This window comes from Larkinella insperata (genome assembly GCF_026248825.1).
Lineage (GTDB): Bacteria > Bacteroidota > Bacteroidia > Cytophagales > Spirosomataceae > Larkinella > Larkinella insperata.
The window spans coordinates 4,078,743-4,093,192 of the sequence record NZ_CP110973.1 but is presented as its reverse complement, the minus strand read 5'-3'; the positions used below and the strand labels follow the sequence as shown (position 1 = coordinate 4,093,192).

Below are 14,450 nucleotides of genomic sequence, written 5' to 3'. Positions count from 1 at the left end.
ACTAATGAATAATCCCTAATTGGACCGGTCCCTATGTTTCAAACTGGGTATTACCCGATTAGGCCATTCCAGCAGGATTTAACCCAAAAGCACCGAAAATTTCTAAAAAACAGCCGCTTCCCAGACGTACGAATGGCATAATTCAAAGTAATGATTTCACAAAGCTTAGTTGCCTAACCCTTCAAGATCGATGAAAGCAGAAAAACCCATTTCCCGACGGACGTTGCTGGAGTGCCTAACACGCACCTCCCTGGGTATTGCCGTGGGAGCCGCCCCCTTCCAACGACAGACACTGTATGCCGGGAACGGCCGGACGCAGCCGGATCAAAGACTCGTTGAGCCTTCCCAATCGGATGAAAAAAAGTTTGTTCCGGTGATGATCACGCCGTTCGATTCCCATTTGAAAATCGATTTCGATCGCCTTTCGATGCTGATCGACTTCTACCTCAAAGCCGGAGCCAAAGGCTTCTTTGCCAATTGCCTCAGCAGTGAAATGTACCTCCTGACCAATCAGGAGCGGATTGACCTGACCCGGCATGTGGTGAAACACGTTGGCCGAAAAGCGGCAGTGGTCTCAACGGGCTCTTTCGGGGATACGCTCGAGGAGAAAGCAGATTTTGCCAAAAAGATTTACGATACCGGTGCGCGTGGCGTTATTCTTATTTCCAGTCATTTTGCCCTCGCCAACGAAAGCGATGCCGTTTTGGAGAAAAATTTTGAAAGGTTTCTTTCCCTGACGAACGATATCAAAGTAGGAACGTACGAATGTCCGGTCCCTTATAAACGGTTGCTGGCGCCGGATGTCTTCAGATCGCTCGTTTCCGATAAGCGTTTAATTTATCACAAGGACACTTCAGAGGACATTAAAAATATAGAAGCCAAACTAGCCCTAGCGCGCGGAACTCAACTGGAATTTTACAACGCCCACACGGCTACAGCGGCCGAATCGCTGCAAAAAGGCGCCAAAGGCATGTCGCCAATCTCCGGAAATTTTTACCCCGAAATTCATAGCTGGCTTTGCCAGTATGCCAACGACCCGGCAAAGTCGGCGGAGGTTAACTGGATCCAGGCCGAAATTACCCGAACTGAACCCATCATCTCCAAGTATTACCCGCTTAGTTCCAAGTATTTTCTGAAAAAGCGGGGTCTTCCGCTGGAACTGGTGTGTCGGGCGAAAGCAAAGTCGATACCACCGGAACACCTGGCGGTCCTGGACAAAACGTACGACGTCTTCCTCGGCTGGTGCGACCGGCTGGGAATCAAAGCGGTGAACGGTCCGCAATAGCTATGCGTTCAATGGGCTTTTTGCGGTTTTCTTGGGCGTAAAGCCCTTGGGCAAGGCTGAAACCGGGGCTGGCCCACAGCCTAATTTTGCATTGATTATCAGCTTTTTTCTCTGTAGATTTGTTATCAGAGAAAATACCTGCATGCTTCGGTTTTTGGATTACCTTCCCCAGATTGATCTTATTACTTATTCGGAATCCGAGTCCGGCTTTTTAGCCAGTCCGGTGGCAGCGCTCATTATGGGCAACAAGCGCCTGCTGGACACCACCTTTCTGTTTTACTATAACTAACCGGAGTCGGGCTTAAGCGGCCAGCGCCGTTAGCGGAGCCTGATCACGGGCCGGAGCTTTGGCAACCTGATCCACTACTTCCTGCAAGGCCCGGTCGCGATCCTCGACAGATTTATACCGGATGGTGCCAATCAACAGGCGATTATCGCCATAAAACAGGTTGAAACGGATGTTACCGACCAGATCCCACAAGGGATAGTTGGATGCATCACTTCCGGCACGACGGACGGCGCTGATGGCCGTCAGACAGTCAAGCTTGCTCTTGAACGACTCGCTGGTCATAACCGTTTCCTGCTCATTTCTCATCAGGCGGAACTGATATTGGTTTTCAGACTGCGGGTTAGTTTCGATGATGAAATGCATATCTGTATGATTCTTATGACTCATGTAATTGACAATAACGGTAGTTTCGTATTGCAACTATAATACATAAGAAACAAAATATCAACCATTATGAAATTTATATATTATATATATACAACATTCCTGTGTTATCGCTTAAAAAGTGTAACTTTGAAGAGCTTATCAGTAAAAGAGTGTATGGAGGACAACCCGGCTTCGTGCGAAGCCGGGTTTCTTTTTATTGACAAGCAGCTCCGAAGACCATGCCAGATTCCGGATGCCATTTTTGAAAACGCTTTCTTCAGCCACCTTGCTCCCGCTTGCGCCGGGATCGCCCGGGTGGCGGGGTCGCCTGAGACCGGCTCCCTTCCGCCGATTGTCCGTCCGGCAGGTAGGTAAACTCCAGGATGCAGCCCCGGTACGACGTTGATTTGGGATCTTCCTGCGAAGGCCCGGATGTCGTAATGGAACTATCTACGGCCAGGTACAGCTTCCGCCCATCGGCCGACACTGCCAGGTCCCGGTAGCGAATGGGTAGTTTAAAGTAACCGAGCGTGTCGCCTTTAATACGAGTACCGGCAGAATCCAGCGCCAGCCGAACCAGACGGCCCGTTTTGAGCGTCGTCAGCAACAGCGAATTTTGCCAGTTTGGAATGGCCGAAGACGTATAGACGGTCAGGCTGCTGGGCGCTTCGGCCGGCCAGTCGGGTTTATCCTTGGCGTTAGCCCGCGTTTTGGCAAACAGGTTCTGCAGAAACTGGGCCGAAAGCGGATACATGCTTTTGATCGGATCACGGTAGGCCGCCCCGATGCGCCGACGGTTTTCGCTTTCGCTGCCAATGGTGGGATACGTCGTGTGCCAGATACCGGGTAAACTGTCGTGATCACTCACCCCGGCAGCCAGTCCGTTATAATTGCCATCGGCATACCCAATGACGAGCGGGTGACCGTAGTTGCCGCCTTTCTCAATGATGTTGATTTCATCGTCGGAAAACGGGCCATGCTCGGCCGCGTAAAACGTCCCCCTTCCGCCTACCGTCGCGTACGCCAGCCCCTGAACGTTTCGGTGCCCGTAACTCCAAACGGCATTCTGCCCGTTCGAATTGAAGGGATTGTCGTTGGGGATCCACTGATCATCGGGCCGGGCGTCCTGATCGGGTTCCAAGTTAAACCGGAGAATTTTCCCTTCGTACACCGCTATATCCTGAGCGTGGTTTGGCCGCCCGGCATTTTCAAACTGCCCAGCCCCCAAGTCGCCCACCGAGTAAAACAAATAAGGATGGCCGTCAACCGGCGCAATGAGCAACCGACCGGAATTGTGGTCATTGCTGGCCGCAATGGTATCACACAGTACCCGGGGGTTCCTGAGCGACTGACCCCTGCTATTGTATTCGTAACGGACCAGTCGGGCCCGGAAAAAATGCCCGCCGTAATTAGGCGCCCGACCGCTGCCCGGCTGGTCGGCCGCTTCGTGGGTGTGCACATAAGCCAGATACACATACGGTTTTCCGGTGAGTAACTGGGGATGCAGCGCCAGGCCCATAAGCCCGCCCTGGGGCCAGGGTTTTCCGCCGTCGATGGAGTCAGGAACCTGATCGTAACGGGGAAAGTTGCGGTTCCGGCCCAGATCGATCAGTACGGTCTGGGTGCCGGTTACGGGGTTGATTCGGCCAACCCGGTATCCTTTCGCTTCCGTTATCCACAGAAACCGGTCGGGGCCGTAGGTAACCTCCCAGGGGTCGCTCAAACGGTCTTTGACAATCCGAACCCGGAATCGCTCTCCCTGGGGCCCCGTCATGATCTGGCTCCAGGATTGGGTAATTACCAAACTAAAAAAGAAAAACACGCTAACAAATCTGCCCATCGGTATCGGTTCAATCACTACTTGGATACCAACCGATCCGGCAAAAAGTTAGGATTCAGCCCGAAAAACAACGCAACGGAACCGGGTAATTCCGAAACGGCCGTCCGTCATTCTACCCCCTCTCATGCAACGACCAGTAAACTCGACGGTACGGCCTGTATGGTTGCCGTATCGGTAGTCAACTGCAACGGCTCACCATCGATGTGAACCAATAGCGGCCCTTCGCCTTTTATTACCACCGAACGCGTCGGCCGCACCGTCAGGTACCCCGACTGATCGAGCGTTTTGTTGAAAAGCCGCCACGCCAGCCCTCCGGCCGCCGTTCGCGGAAACGGTTTGAGCAGGCAAACATCCAGCAGCCCATCCGCCACATTAGCTTTCGGAGCAATCCAGGCGTTGTTCCCAAACTGACCCGCATTGGCAACCGTCAGGGAGAACAAAGGATACTGCTGCTGCCCGATTTCGTACGAGCCTGGCTGATAGTTCCAGAAAGCCCGGTAGGCCGTCCGGATGTAGGTAGCCAGCCCCCGAACGGGTTGCCGGGCAAACTCCTGAGCCACGTACGCATCGAAGCCCATGCCGGTCGTACAAAAGAACGCGTGGTCATTGATTCGGCCGCTGTCGATGACAACGGGGCGGCCGTCAATGGCCCGTTCGATGGCTTTCCGGGGGTTGAGCGGTAAATTCAGGTGCCGCGCCAGGCCATTGCCCGACCCGACGGGAACAATCCCTAAAGCGGTTGGCGTGTGCAGGAGGGCGCGGGCGGTTTCGTTCATCGTGCCGTCTCCCCCAATGATCACCAGCCGGCGGATTCCTTGCTGAACGGCTTCCCGGGCCAGTTCCGTCGCGTGACCGGGGTGGGTGGTAAATACCGCTTCAGGGCTGAATCCGGCATCAGCGGCTTTTTTCCGGAGAAAGTCGATCCATTGCTGCTTCTGGGACACCGAAGCCGTGCCCGATAGTGGGTTGACAATTGCCAGCAAAGTCGTTTGAGCCACGATCAGGAAAAGAAGATGAAAAGGAAGAGAATAAACACGAGGATGAAAACATAATACCAGCCATCGGAAAAGATGTACGGCTTATATTCTTCGTAAAATTTGCGGATTTTATTCATTAGTATTGGAGGAAAATTCAACACGCCCGTTCCATACAGATTTACCTGGCTCCATCAAAGTTCGTGATAAAATGAAAAAACTGCACGGCCTGCTCCTTTTTTTGTTGACCCTCACCGTTGCGCAGGCGCAAACCGCTACCGAACGAAAAACCATTCTGGGCATCCTCGACCGCCAGACTACCGACTGGAATGCTGGTAATACGGAGGCTTTTATGAACGGGTACTGGAAGTCGGACTCGCTGACGTTCGTGGGCAAGGTCGGTGTAACCTACGGGTATGGCGCTACCCTGAGCAACTACAAACGCCGGTATCCCGACCGGGCGTCGATGGGAACGCTGAAGTTTACTATCCTCAAACTGGAATTTCCGGCCCGGGATGTGGCCTACGTCATCGGGAAATTTCACCTGACCCGCCCCCAGGTTGGCGATGCGGAAGGGCATTTTACCTTACTTTGGCGAAAAATTAAAGGCCAGTGGGTGATTGTGAGCGATCATTCCAGCTAGCCGTTCTTCTTTTCACTATGACACCTTTTGAATTAAACGCCGTACACCGGCATCCGTTCCGGTTTTCCCAATCCGACGTGGAAGCTTTCGCCCGCGTAACCGGCGACGACAATCCGCTGCACCTCAATCCGGAGTTTGCCAGCCAGACCCCGTTCAAACGACCCATTATTCACGGCATGCTCGGGGCTAGTGTTTTCACGAAAGTGCTGGGCACGGAGTTTCCAGGACACGGTTCGGTATACCTGAAGCAGACGCTGGATTTTCTGCGCCCGATGTTTGTCGATACCGATTACGAAGCCGTTTTCACCGTCATTTCCACCAACCCCGACAAGCACACGGCCGAGGTTTCCACCGAAATCAAAGATGGGCAGACCGGCAAGGTCACCACGCGCGGGGTAGCAACGCTGATGTATAAAAAAGGATGATGCGCAAAACACCCTGTTGCTTATAAAACAACAAGCCCGGCCTTCAGGCCGGGCTTGTTGTTTTGGGGTACCTTTTACTTACGACTCTTTTGCATTTTTCTGATCTTGAACTTCAGCGCGAATATTCTGGGCTAATGTCTTCAGATCCTGCATGCCTTTCCGTACGCGAGTACCGGCAGCCTGATTGCCTTTTTCGTAAAATTTTTCAAAATCGCCCTCCAAAGACAAGACCAGATCTTTTATTTCATCAAAGCGTGCCATAACTGATTTGTATGGGTTTTAAGTTGTGGAAAAATGCCCTAAAACGCTCAAAAACCGCGTTTTTGACGAAATATACGCAATCTATCATTCAGCGCAAGAAAATCACAAAAAAAATCGTTGGAAAAGTCCAAATAAACCCTTATTCCTTACTAAACGGTTATTCAGCGACCGTTTTTGCCACTTCTGAGGGTACTAAAGCCCCTTCTCCGAGCCCATTCAGGGCACTTTCCCGGTAATAGCCCTGATACAGCTTATCGGCCACCTCACTAAAGGCGTTCAGGGTGTATTCCACATCCTCGAGTGAGTGGGCGGCCGTCGGGATGATCCGCAGCATAATGACCCCCTTAGGAACCACCGGATACACCACGATTGAACAGAAGATTCCCTTGTTCTCACGCAGGTCACGAACCATGGCTGTAGCTTCCGGAACCCCTCCCTCACTTTGTAACAATACCGGGGTGACGGGTGAAGTCGTATCGCCAATATTCAGCCCGCGTGCCCGCAGACCGTCCTGCAAAGCCCGAACGTTTTGCCACAATTTTTCGCGCAATTCCGGGTGCTTTTTGATCAGTTCGAGCCGCTTCATGGCACCGATCACATACGGCATCGGCAACGCTTTGGCGTATGTTTGTGACCGCATGTTGTATTTCAGGTACATGATGATGTCTTGATCCCCGGCGATGAAGGCCCCAATCGCGGCCATCGACTTGGCGAACGTCGAGAAGTACAGATCAATTCCATCCTGACAGCCCTGCATTTCACCCACACCAGCTCCCGTGTCGCCCATAGTTCCGAAACCGTGCGCGTCGTCAACCAGCAATTTAAAGTCGTATTTCTCCTTCAGCGCGACGATGTCCTTCAGGTTCCCGACTTTACCCGACATCCCGAACACCCCTTCGGTAATGACCAGAATACCGCCCCCTTTCTCAGCGGCTTTTTTGGTCGCCCGTTGTAGATTTTTTTCCAGGCTATCGATGTCGTTGTGGTTAAACTTGTAGTATTCGCCCATTTTGGCTTTGTGCAAACGAATACCGTCGATCAGACAGGCGTGGCATTCGGCATCGTACACAATTACATCGCGGTAATCAACCACTGCCTCAATGGCTGACATCACGCCCTGGTACCCGTAATTAAGCAGGAAGGCATCTTCTTTGCCAACGAACTCGGCCAGTTGCCGCTCCAATTCTTCGTGTAAATCTGAATTACCCGACATCATCCGGGCCCCCATCGGGTACGCCAGCCCCCATTCAGCAGCGGCTTCCGCGTCAATTTTCCGGACTTCGGGATGGTTGGCCAGCCCCAGATAATTATTTAAACTCCAGTTGAGCATCTGCTTTCCCCGAAAAGTCATGTGCGGCCCTAATTCGCCTTCCAGCTTCGGAAATGCGAAATAATGGTGAGCTTTCAGTTCCCGCGATGACGAACCGATGGGTCCGAGGTTGGTGCGTAATTTCTCAAATAAATCCACTTTATTGCGTTATTTATCGGTTTATAATGAGTTTATTAACCACATAAGTACAAAAGTAAGTTAAAATCTGCCAACCGCAAAGCAGGGCTGGACTTAGAAATACGGGCGGAAAATTAGGAGCGGGCAGGCAGAAGTATATTTTTGCAAAAGCATCTTTAGCCTGTTGTTGCGCTCTTTCATTGGCTCAGCAACGCCGTGGAGAGGATAGCGCCGACAACCCAATGACAAAAATCAAGAAACTGCTCGTTGCCAACCGGGGCGAAATTGCCCTGCGGATTATGCGGACGGCCCGCGAGATGGGCATTCAGACCGTTGCCATTTTCAGCGAAGCCGACCGCCAGTCACCCCACGTCCGTTACGCCGACGAAGCCGTTTGCGTCGGTCCGGCCCCCTCTTCCGAGTCGTACCTGCGGACCGACGTAATCATTGATGTTTGCCACCAGACCGGGGCCGATGCCATTCATCCCGGCTACGGATTTCTGTCCGAAAATGCCGCCTTTGCGCAGGCCGTCCGGAACGCCGGGCTGATTTTTGTGGGGCCCTCGCCGGAGTCGATCGAAGTCATGGGAAGCAAACTGGCTGCCAAAGCCGCCGTGGCCGCTTACCACATTCCGATGGTGCCGGGCACACCGGAAGCCATCACCGACCGCGAAGCCGCCAAACAAACGGCCGCCCAGATTGGCTACCCCATTCTGATTAAGGCCAGCGCGGGGGGCGGTGGTAAAGGCATGCGGATCGTTGAACGGGAGGCCGATTTTGACGAAGGCATGGAACGGGCGGTCAGCGAGGCCACTTCGGCCTTTGGCGACGGATCGGTGTTCATTGAAAAGTACGTTACCTCGCCCCGGCACGTCGAAATTCAGGTGCTGGGCGATCAGCACGGCCACATCATTCACCTCTTCGAGCGCGAATGCTCCGTGCAGCGCCGGCACCAGAAAGTGGTTGAGGAAGCGCCCTCGTCGGTACTGACCCCGGAAATTCGGGCCGAAATGGGCCGGTGTGCGGTTGAGGTAGCGCGGGCCTGTGGCTATTACGGCGCCGGAACGGTGGAATTCATTGTCGACGACCAACTGAATTTCTATTTTCTGGAAATGAACACCCGTTTGCAGGTCGAACACCCGGTAACGGAACAGATAACGGGGATTGACCTGGTGAAGCAGATGATCTACATCGCGGAAGGGAAACCGCTGGAAATTAAACAGGAAGATTTGCAGATCAACGGCCACGCCATCGAAATCCGTGTGTACGCCGAGGATCCGGCCAACAATTTTCTGCCCGACGTCGGCACGCTCGAAACGTACGTACGGCCCCAGGGCAACGGTGTTCGCGTTGACGACGGTTTTGAACAGGGCATGTCGATCCCGATCTACTACGATCCGATGATTGCCAAATTAGTGACAACAGGGGCCACCCGCGCCGAGGCCATTGAGAAAATGATCCGGGCCATCGATGAATACCGCATTACGGGGGTGCAGACCACGCTACCCTTCTGCCGGTTCGTGATGCAGCACGACGCTTTCCGCTCGGGGCAGTTCGATACGCACTTTGTCAGTCATTATTTCACGCCCGAGAAGCTGCTCCCGGAAACCCGTCCGGAAGAAGCGCAACTGGCGGGCGTACTGGCGGCCTGGTTGTCTCAGAACAATCAGTCGAAAACCGGGGGCAGCCTTCCTGCGACCGAACAAACGAGAAGCAAATGGAAAGAAAGACGGCTGCGGTAAGCGGTCAGGGTGTCAAAAATAAAACGGCAATCGGTGCGCAAGGCAACAGTAATTGCGCCGGTTGTTTAACTTAGTGCCGGAAATCAAACTTATTTTCAATAAACCCTATGAAAAACCTTATTGTAGTTTGTTGTTTAGCGGTCTTGTTGGGTGCGTGCTCGAAATCATCAACTCCGAAAGCGGGCAAGGGAAATGATGGCTGGATTAACCTTTTCGATGGCAAAACGTTCAACGGCTGGAAAGTTGGTAAAAATGCGCAATCCTTTAAAATTGAAGACGGTGCCATTGCCGTTAACGGTCAGGTGGCCCACCTTTTCTACGTCGGTCCCGTTCAAGACCATAACTTCAAGAATTTTCAGTTCAAAGCAAAAGTGATGACGCTGCCCGGCTCCAATTCCGGCATGTATTTCCATACGCAGTATCAGGAGGAAAGCTGGCCGAAGAAAGGCTTCGAAGTACAGGTCAACAACTCGCACACCGACTGGCGCCGGACCGCCAGCTTGTACGCCATTCAGGACGTGAAAGAAACCTACGTCAAGGACAATGAATGGTACACCGAAGAAATCATGGTTCAGGGCAAAAAAGTGACCATCAAAATCAACGACAAAGTCGTCAACGAATACACCGAACCGGATAACGTGAACCTTCCCAACGACATGGCCGAGCGTAAGATCAGCAGCGGCACGTTTGCCCTTCAGGCCCACGACCCGAAAAGCAAAGTTTATTTCAAAGACATCATGGTAAAGGTATTACCAGACTAAGCCTTAAAGATTGCTGAAACCGGAACGATGGACAATCGGTGGATTGCGCTGCTTCAACGTACTGGGTGAGCAGCCCCACGATTGTCCATCGTTCATATTTCACCGTCGTTTCAAAACAACTTTGGGGGTTGCTGGTTTCTTAAAGTAGTCACATAACTAGAAACGCCATGCAGCATTTTGAAACCCTGACAGAAGCGATGGAAGACCTGCGCGAGCGCGGTTACACGCACGATTTTAAACCAAAACGGGATTATCTGGAAGAAAGTGGCAGCGGTCTGAAACTGAAATCCGAAGAATTTAACGTGGATGAGTTTCACCGTTTTGAAGGCACCTCCGACCCCGGTGACGAAATGACGTTGTACGCCATCTCAACCGCCGACGGCAAGAAAGGTGTCTTCGTATCGGCTCAGGGCACATACGCCAACGAGGTAACCGCCGAACTGATGCAGAAATTTTCGATTTCCGAACGGCCGGAAACCAACACCGAAGGGTCCGTACAGCCCATTCACGCCATCGGACTGGACGCAAATCAGCAGTAAGGAGCGGACCGTTTACAGAATATACTTGCAATGCCCCCCCCGCGCAATGTATATTTGCCGTTGACCCACCTGTTACTACCGCGTTTTCTACAAAATAGGCGGTAGAATACAATTGGCTCATCGTCAACTGCTAACTGTTTTTTTGCTAATTTTGCGCTCTTTTTAAGAGATGCTCTTTATTTGACCGTATGAAGCTGTCCGAATTCAGGTTTGACTTACCCCAAAGTCTTGTTGCCCTCTATCCATCCGAGCGCGGGGAATCGCGGTTGATGGTTGTTGATCGTAAAACCAAAACCATCGAGCACAAACAATTCTCCGACATCATTTCCTATTTTGGGGACGGCGATGTCATGGTGATCAACGACACAAAGGTGTTTCCGGCGCGGTTGTACGGCAACAAGGAGAAAACCGGTGCTAAAATCGAAGTTTTTCTCCTGCGTGAGCTAAACCGTGAGATGCGGTTGTGGGACGTTCTGGTGGATCCGGCCCGGAAAATCCGGGTGGGCAACAAACTCTATTTTGGTGACAGCGACCTGGTTGCCGAGGTAATCGACAACACGACTTCCCGCGGCCGAACCATCCGGTTTCTGTTTGAAGGCTCACATGAAGAATTCATGAAAGCCATCGACGAACTGGGCGAAACCCCACTTCCCCGCGAAATCAAACGGAAAACCGAAGACGCTGACCGGGATCGTTACCAAACCATCTTTGCCCAGCACGTCGGGGCGGTGGCCGCTCCTACCGCAGGTCTGCACTTTACGAAGACCATCATGAAGCGGATGGAAATCAAAGGCATCCATTTTGCCCCGATCACCCTGCACGTGGGCCTGGGTACCTTCCGGACCGTTGACGTGGAAGACCTGACGAAGCACAAAACCGATTCGGAGAACTATTCAATTGCAGAATCGGCCGCCGAAGTTGTGAATGAGGCCCTGGACAATGGAAAACGAGTTTGCGCCATTGGTACTACCTCACTCAAGGCGATCGAATCGTCGGTATCGGCCAATGGGCGGTTGAAACCCGTCGAAGGCTGGACCGACCGGTTTATTTTTCCGCCCTACGACTTTAAAATCGCCAACGCCCTGTTGACCAATTTCCACCTGCCCGAGTCCATTCTGATCATGATGACCAGTGCCTTCGGTGGGTATGACCTCGTTAAGCAGGCTTACGAAGTGGCTATTCAGGAGAAATACAAATTCTTCAGCTACGGCGATGCGATGCTGATTCTCTAATAAGACCAGAGAAAATAGACAAGGGATAAAAGACGGCTTTCTGCGGGTCTTTTGTCTCTTGTCTTTTCTGTTTATTGTCCAGTATGAAAAACCGTTTTGCGATACTTGTCGCCGGAGGGAACGGCAGCCGGATGGGACTAAATGCGCCGAAGCAATTTCTGCCCGTTGGCGGTTTACCCATTCTGATGCACACCATCCGACGCTTTCGGTCCTACAGCCCCAATCTGGAAATTATCGTGGTATTGCCCGCGGCCCAGTTGCCAGTTTGGGAGGAGCTTTGCCAGCAGTACCAGTTTGGAGAGCTAATTACACTGATTCCAGGCGGACAAACCCGGTTTCAGTCGGTTCGTAACGGGTTACAATTCATTCAGGCCGAAGACGGTCTCGTTGCCGTTCACGATGGCGTTCGCCCGTTTGTTACCACGGCGATCATTCGCAATAGCTTTGAAACCGCCGAACGTACGGGCAGTGCCGTTACCTGCGTTCCGTTGAAGGATTCGGCCCGGCTGGTTCACCCGGATGGTCGTAGTCAGGCCGTCGACCGCACCAGTTACCGGCTGGTACAGACCCCGCAGACATTCCAGCTACCCCTCTTCAGAAGGGCCTTTCAGGTGGAAGAACAACCGTTTTTCACGGATTGCGCCAGCGTTGTTGAGTATGCCGGTTTTCCGGTTACGCTCATCGACGGCTCTTACGACAACATTAAAATTACCACGCCGGAAGATTTAGAAATTGCTGAACAGAAAATCCGATCCGCCCGCTGATGCGCCGACTGCCGCCCGACCACTACATTACCGGTATTCGAGCCGGTGACCGACTGGTACTAAGCCGGGCTATTACGTTGGTTGAAAGTCAGTTGGATAGCGATCAGGCGTTGGCCTTACAGGTACTGGAGGCCGTTTTGCCCCAAACCGGCTACTCAATCCGAATTGGTGTGACGGGCGTTCCGGGTGTGGGTAAAAGTACGTTTATCGAAGCGTTTGGCAAGCACCTGACTTCGTTGGGAAAAAAGATTGCCGTTCTGGCCATTGACCCCAGCAGCCAGCGATCTCACGGCAGTATCTTAGGCGATAAAACCCGGATGGAAACCCTGTCGATGGACCCGCTGGCTTACATTCGCCCTTCGCCCTCGGGCGGCTCGTCGGGGGGCGTGGGCAACAAAACCCGCGAGACGATGCTGCTCTGTGAAGCGGCTGGCTTTGATGTTATTCTGGTTGAAACGGTGGGCGTCGGGCAATCCGAAACCGTGGTTCACGGGATGGTGGATTTTTTCCTGCTGCTGATGCTGGCCGGAGCCGGTGACGAACTTCAGGGCCTGAAACGTGGCATCATGGAACTGGCCGATGCCGTTGCCATTACTAAAGCCGACGGCGACAACGCGGCCGCGGCCGAACGCGCCCGGATGGAATACCAGAACGCCCTGCACCTTTTCCCGCCTGCCCCGTCGCAGTGGGCCCCGCCCGTACTGACTTGCTCGGCGCTTCAGAATCGGGGAATCGGAGAGCTCTGGCAGCTTATTATAGAACACCAGACGCGGCTCACCCAGAACGGTTTTCGCGACCGTAACCGCCAGCAGCAAAATCTCGACTGGCTTCACCGCACCATCCATCAGCAGCTCGAAACCCGTTTTTATCAACAGCCCGGTATGCCGGAGCACCTGGCCAAACTGGAAAAGCAGGTCCAGAAAGGCGAAATCTTGCCGCTGCAGGCCGCCAAGCTCCTGTTAGCGTCGTGGCGTTGAAACGAATTCATCCGGCTTTGTCCTGTCATGAGCTTAGCTCCTTAGTTAGTGATGAGGACTGAAAGCTGTACACCAGGCCGGTTAACGATACCAAAGCCGTAATGATGTAGAACAATAAACTGACCGCTACGGCGGCATCGGCGGGTACTGCCAGCCACTGGGCACCCAGCAAAAACGTCAGTTCCCGCGCGCCGGCTCCGCCAATCGTGAAAGGAATGGTGGCCACCACGGACGAAATCAGGAAAATCAGCAGGTAGGTTTCTGGTCTCCCTGCCGCTTCAACGGCCCGTAGTAACGCCAGAATCTGGAGCATCTGTAAGCCCTGCACCAGTACCGACCAGCCGACGGCCCGCTCGAAAGCCGGGGAAAACGACGGCATAACCCGCCCTAAGAGCCACTTGGCCCCCCAGTGCACAATCGGTATGCCCGCCAGCCAGAACCAGCCTGCCTCTCTCCCCACCCAAACCGACACCTCGGGCACTAGTACGGCAAACACCAGTACGGCGTAAATCAGCGGCAGCAGACCGATCAGCCGGTCTAGAAGCGTGGCTCCAATCAGGGCTTTCACCGGGGTTCCGGTCAGGCGATTTAACAGATAAACCTTATACCCGTCTCCGCCGATGCCACCGGGCAGAAACAGGTTATAATACATACCCAGCCAATACAGTTTCAGGTTGGCCTGACGGCGAATGGACAAGCCAAGCTGCTCAAACAACCGTAGTAACCGCTCCGCCGAAGCCACTTTTGAAAGCACAAACAGAGCCGCTGCTCCCAGTAGCCACGCCGGATGTACCCGCGTTATTACCTCCCAAACCCGGTCCGGTTCAATCTTGCGGAATACCAGCCATAACGAAAGGAGGGATAACGCAATTTTGACGGCGGTTTTTACAAATTTTGGCATGAGT

Annotated in this window: 16 protein-coding genes; 10 read left to right on the top strand and 6 right to left on the bottom strand. The window is 53.1% G+C overall.

Going from position 1 to position 14,450, the window contains the following annotated elements:
• Positions 1-190: 190 nt before the first annotated feature.
• Both OQ371_RS16460 and OQ371_RS16455 read left to right on the top strand, forming a co-directional pair.
• Positions 191-1,285, top strand: a complete 1,095-nt coding sequence (locus OQ371_RS16460; RefSeq protein ID WP_265989246.1) for a dihydrodipicolinate synthase family protein — start codon at positions 191-193, stop codon at positions 1,283-1,285.
• A gap of 142 nt (positions 1,286-1,427) precedes the next feature.
• Positions 1,428-1,574, top strand: coding sequence for a hypothetical protein (locus OQ371_RS16455; RefSeq protein ID WP_265989244.1), 147 nt, complete (start codon positions 1,428-1,430; stop codon positions 1,572-1,574).
• A gap of 12 nt (positions 1,575-1,586) precedes the next feature.
• On the opposite strand, the gene OQ371_RS16450 is transcribed toward OQ371_RS16455, so the two are convergent.
• From OQ371_RS16450 to OQ371_RS16440, 3 genes are all read right to left on the bottom strand, one after another.
• On the bottom strand, positions 1,587-1,961 hold the full coding sequence (locus tag OQ371_RS16450; protein ID WP_265989242.1) for a YegP family protein: 375 nt from the start codon (positions 1,959-1,961) through the stop codon (positions 1,587-1,589).
• Positions 1,962-2,217: 256 nt separating this feature from the next.
• Positions 2,218-3,780, bottom strand: coding sequence for a PQQ-dependent sugar dehydrogenase (locus tag OQ371_RS16445; RefSeq protein ID WP_265989240.1), 1,563 nt, complete (start codon positions 3,778-3,780; stop codon positions 2,218-2,220).
• A 122-nt stretch (positions 3,781-3,902) separates the two neighbouring features.
• On the bottom strand, positions 3,903-4,778 hold the full coding sequence (locus OQ371_RS16440; RefSeq protein WP_310586580.1) for a diacylglycerol/lipid kinase family protein: 876 nt from the start codon (positions 4,776-4,778) through the stop codon (positions 3,903-3,905).
• Between the two features lie 187 nt (positions 4,779-4,965).
• Between OQ371_RS16440 and OQ371_RS16435 the strand changes: the two genes are divergently transcribed.
• Entirely contained in the window at positions 4,966-5,397 is a 432-nt protein-coding gene (locus OQ371_RS16435) for a YybH family protein (protein WP_265989238.1), read from the top strand.
• Between the two features lie 17 nt (positions 5,398-5,414).
• Positions 5,415-5,822, top strand: coding sequence for a MaoC family dehydratase (locus tag OQ371_RS16430; protein ID WP_265989237.1), 408 nt, complete (start codon positions 5,415-5,417; stop codon positions 5,820-5,822).
• Between the two features lie 78 nt (positions 5,823-5,900).
• Here OQ371_RS16430 and OQ371_RS16425 read toward each other — a convergent pair whose 3' ends face one another.
• Entirely contained in the window at positions 5,901-6,083 is a 183-nt protein-coding gene (locus tag OQ371_RS16425) for a BF3379 family histone-like protein (RefSeq protein ID WP_265989236.1), read from the bottom strand.
• A gap of 157 nt (positions 6,084-6,240) precedes the next feature.
• Positions 6,241-7,551, bottom strand: coding sequence for an aminotransferase class I/II-fold pyridoxal phosphate-dependent enzyme (locus tag OQ371_RS16420; protein WP_265989235.1), 1,311 nt, complete (start codon positions 7,549-7,551; stop codon positions 6,241-6,243).
• 221 nt (positions 7,552-7,772) lie between these two features.
• Here OQ371_RS16420 and OQ371_RS16415 point away from each other — a divergent pair, with 221 nt between their 5' ends.
• From OQ371_RS16415 to meaB, 6 genes are all read left to right on the top strand, one after another.
• Positions 7,773-9,272, top strand: coding sequence for an acetyl-CoA carboxylase biotin carboxylase subunit (locus tag OQ371_RS16415; RefSeq protein ID WP_265989234.1), 1,500 nt, complete (start codon positions 7,773-7,775; stop codon positions 9,270-9,272).
• Between the two features lie 107 nt (positions 9,273-9,379).
• A complete protein-coding gene (locus tag OQ371_RS16410; RefSeq protein WP_265989233.1) occupies positions 9,380-10,033 on the top strand; it encodes a 3-keto-disaccharide hydrolase in 654 nt (217 codons plus the stop codon).
• Positions 10,034-10,200: 167 nt separating this feature from the next.
• On the top strand, positions 10,201-10,572 hold the full coding sequence (locus OQ371_RS16405; RefSeq protein WP_265989232.1) for a hypothetical protein: 372 nt from the start codon (positions 10,201-10,203) through the stop codon (positions 10,570-10,572).
• A 188-nt stretch (positions 10,573-10,760) separates the two neighbouring features.
• Positions 10,761-11,804: a tRNA preQ1(34) S-adenosylmethionine ribosyltransferase-isomerase QueA gene (queA, locus tag OQ371_RS16400; protein WP_265989230.1), complete on the top strand. Its 1,044-nt coding sequence runs from the start codon at positions 10,761-10,763 to the stop codon at positions 11,802-11,804.
• Positions 11,805-11,887: 83 nt separating this feature from the next.
• Entirely contained in the window at positions 11,888-12,568 is a 681-nt protein-coding gene (locus OQ371_RS16395) for a 2-C-methyl-D-erythritol 4-phosphate cytidylyltransferase (RefSeq protein ID WP_265989228.1), read from the top strand.
• A complete protein-coding gene (meaB, locus tag OQ371_RS16390; protein WP_374761454.1) occupies positions 12,565-13,545 on the top strand; it encodes a methylmalonyl Co-A mutase-associated GTPase MeaB in 981 nt (326 codons plus the stop codon). The genes OQ371_RS16395 and meaB overlap by 4 nt, the downstream gene beginning before the upstream one ends.
• Before the next feature lie 25 nt (positions 13,546-13,570).
• Here meaB and OQ371_RS16385 read toward each other — a convergent pair whose 3' ends face one another.
• A complete protein-coding gene (locus tag OQ371_RS16385) occupies positions 13,571-14,446 on the bottom strand; it encodes a lysylphosphatidylglycerol synthase transmembrane domain-containing protein (RefSeq protein ID WP_265989224.1) in 876 nt (291 codons plus the stop codon).
• Positions 14,447-14,450: the final 4 nt, after the last annotated feature.

Coding starts and splice junctions, on each gene's coding strand:
- OQ371_RS16395 (WP_265989228.1), top strand. CDS start 11,888: ATGAAAAACCGTTTTGCGATACTTGTCGCCGGAGGGAACGGCAGCCGG.
- queA (WP_265989230.1), top strand. CDS start 10,761: ATGAAGCTGTCCGAATTCAGGTTTGACTTACCCCAAAGTCTTGTTGCC.
- OQ371_RS16445 (WP_265989240.1), bottom strand. CDS start 3,780: ATGGGCAGATTTGTTAGCGTGTTTTTCTTTTTTAGTTTGGTAATTACC.
- OQ371_RS16450 (WP_265989242.1), bottom strand. CDS start 1,961: ATGAGTCATAAGAATCATACAGATATGCATTTCATCATCGAAACTAAC.
- OQ371_RS16455 (WP_265989244.1), top strand. CDS start 1,428: ATGCTTCGGTTTTTGGATTACCTTCCCCAGATTGATCTTATTACTTAT.
- OQ371_RS16430 (WP_265989237.1), top strand. CDS start 5,415: ATGACACCTTTTGAATTAAACGCCGTACACCGGCATCCGTTCCGGTTT.
- OQ371_RS16460 (WP_265989246.1), top strand. CDS start 191: ATGAAAGCAGAAAAACCCATTTCCCGACGGACGTTGCTGGAGTGCCTA.
- OQ371_RS16410 (WP_265989233.1), top strand. CDS start 9,380: ATGAAAAACCTTATTGTAGTTTGTTGTTTAGCGGTCTTGTTGGGTGCG.
- OQ371_RS16405 (WP_265989232.1), top strand. CDS start 10,201: ATGCAGCATTTTGAAACCCTGACAGAAGCGATGGAAGACCTGCGCGAG.
- OQ371_RS16435 (WP_265989238.1), top strand. CDS start 4,966: ATGAAAAAACTGCACGGCCTGCTCCTTTTTTTGTTGACCCTCACCGTT.
- OQ371_RS16425 (WP_265989236.1), bottom strand. CDS start 6,083: ATGGCACGCTTTGATGAAATAAAAGATCTGGTCTTGTCTTTGGAGGGC.
- OQ371_RS16385 (WP_265989224.1), bottom strand. CDS start 14,446: ATGCCAAAATTTGTAAAAACCGCCGTCAAAATTGCGTTATCCCTCCTT.
- OQ371_RS16415 (WP_265989234.1), top strand. CDS start 7,773: ATGACAAAAATCAAGAAACTGCTCGTTGCCAACCGGGGCGAAATTGCC.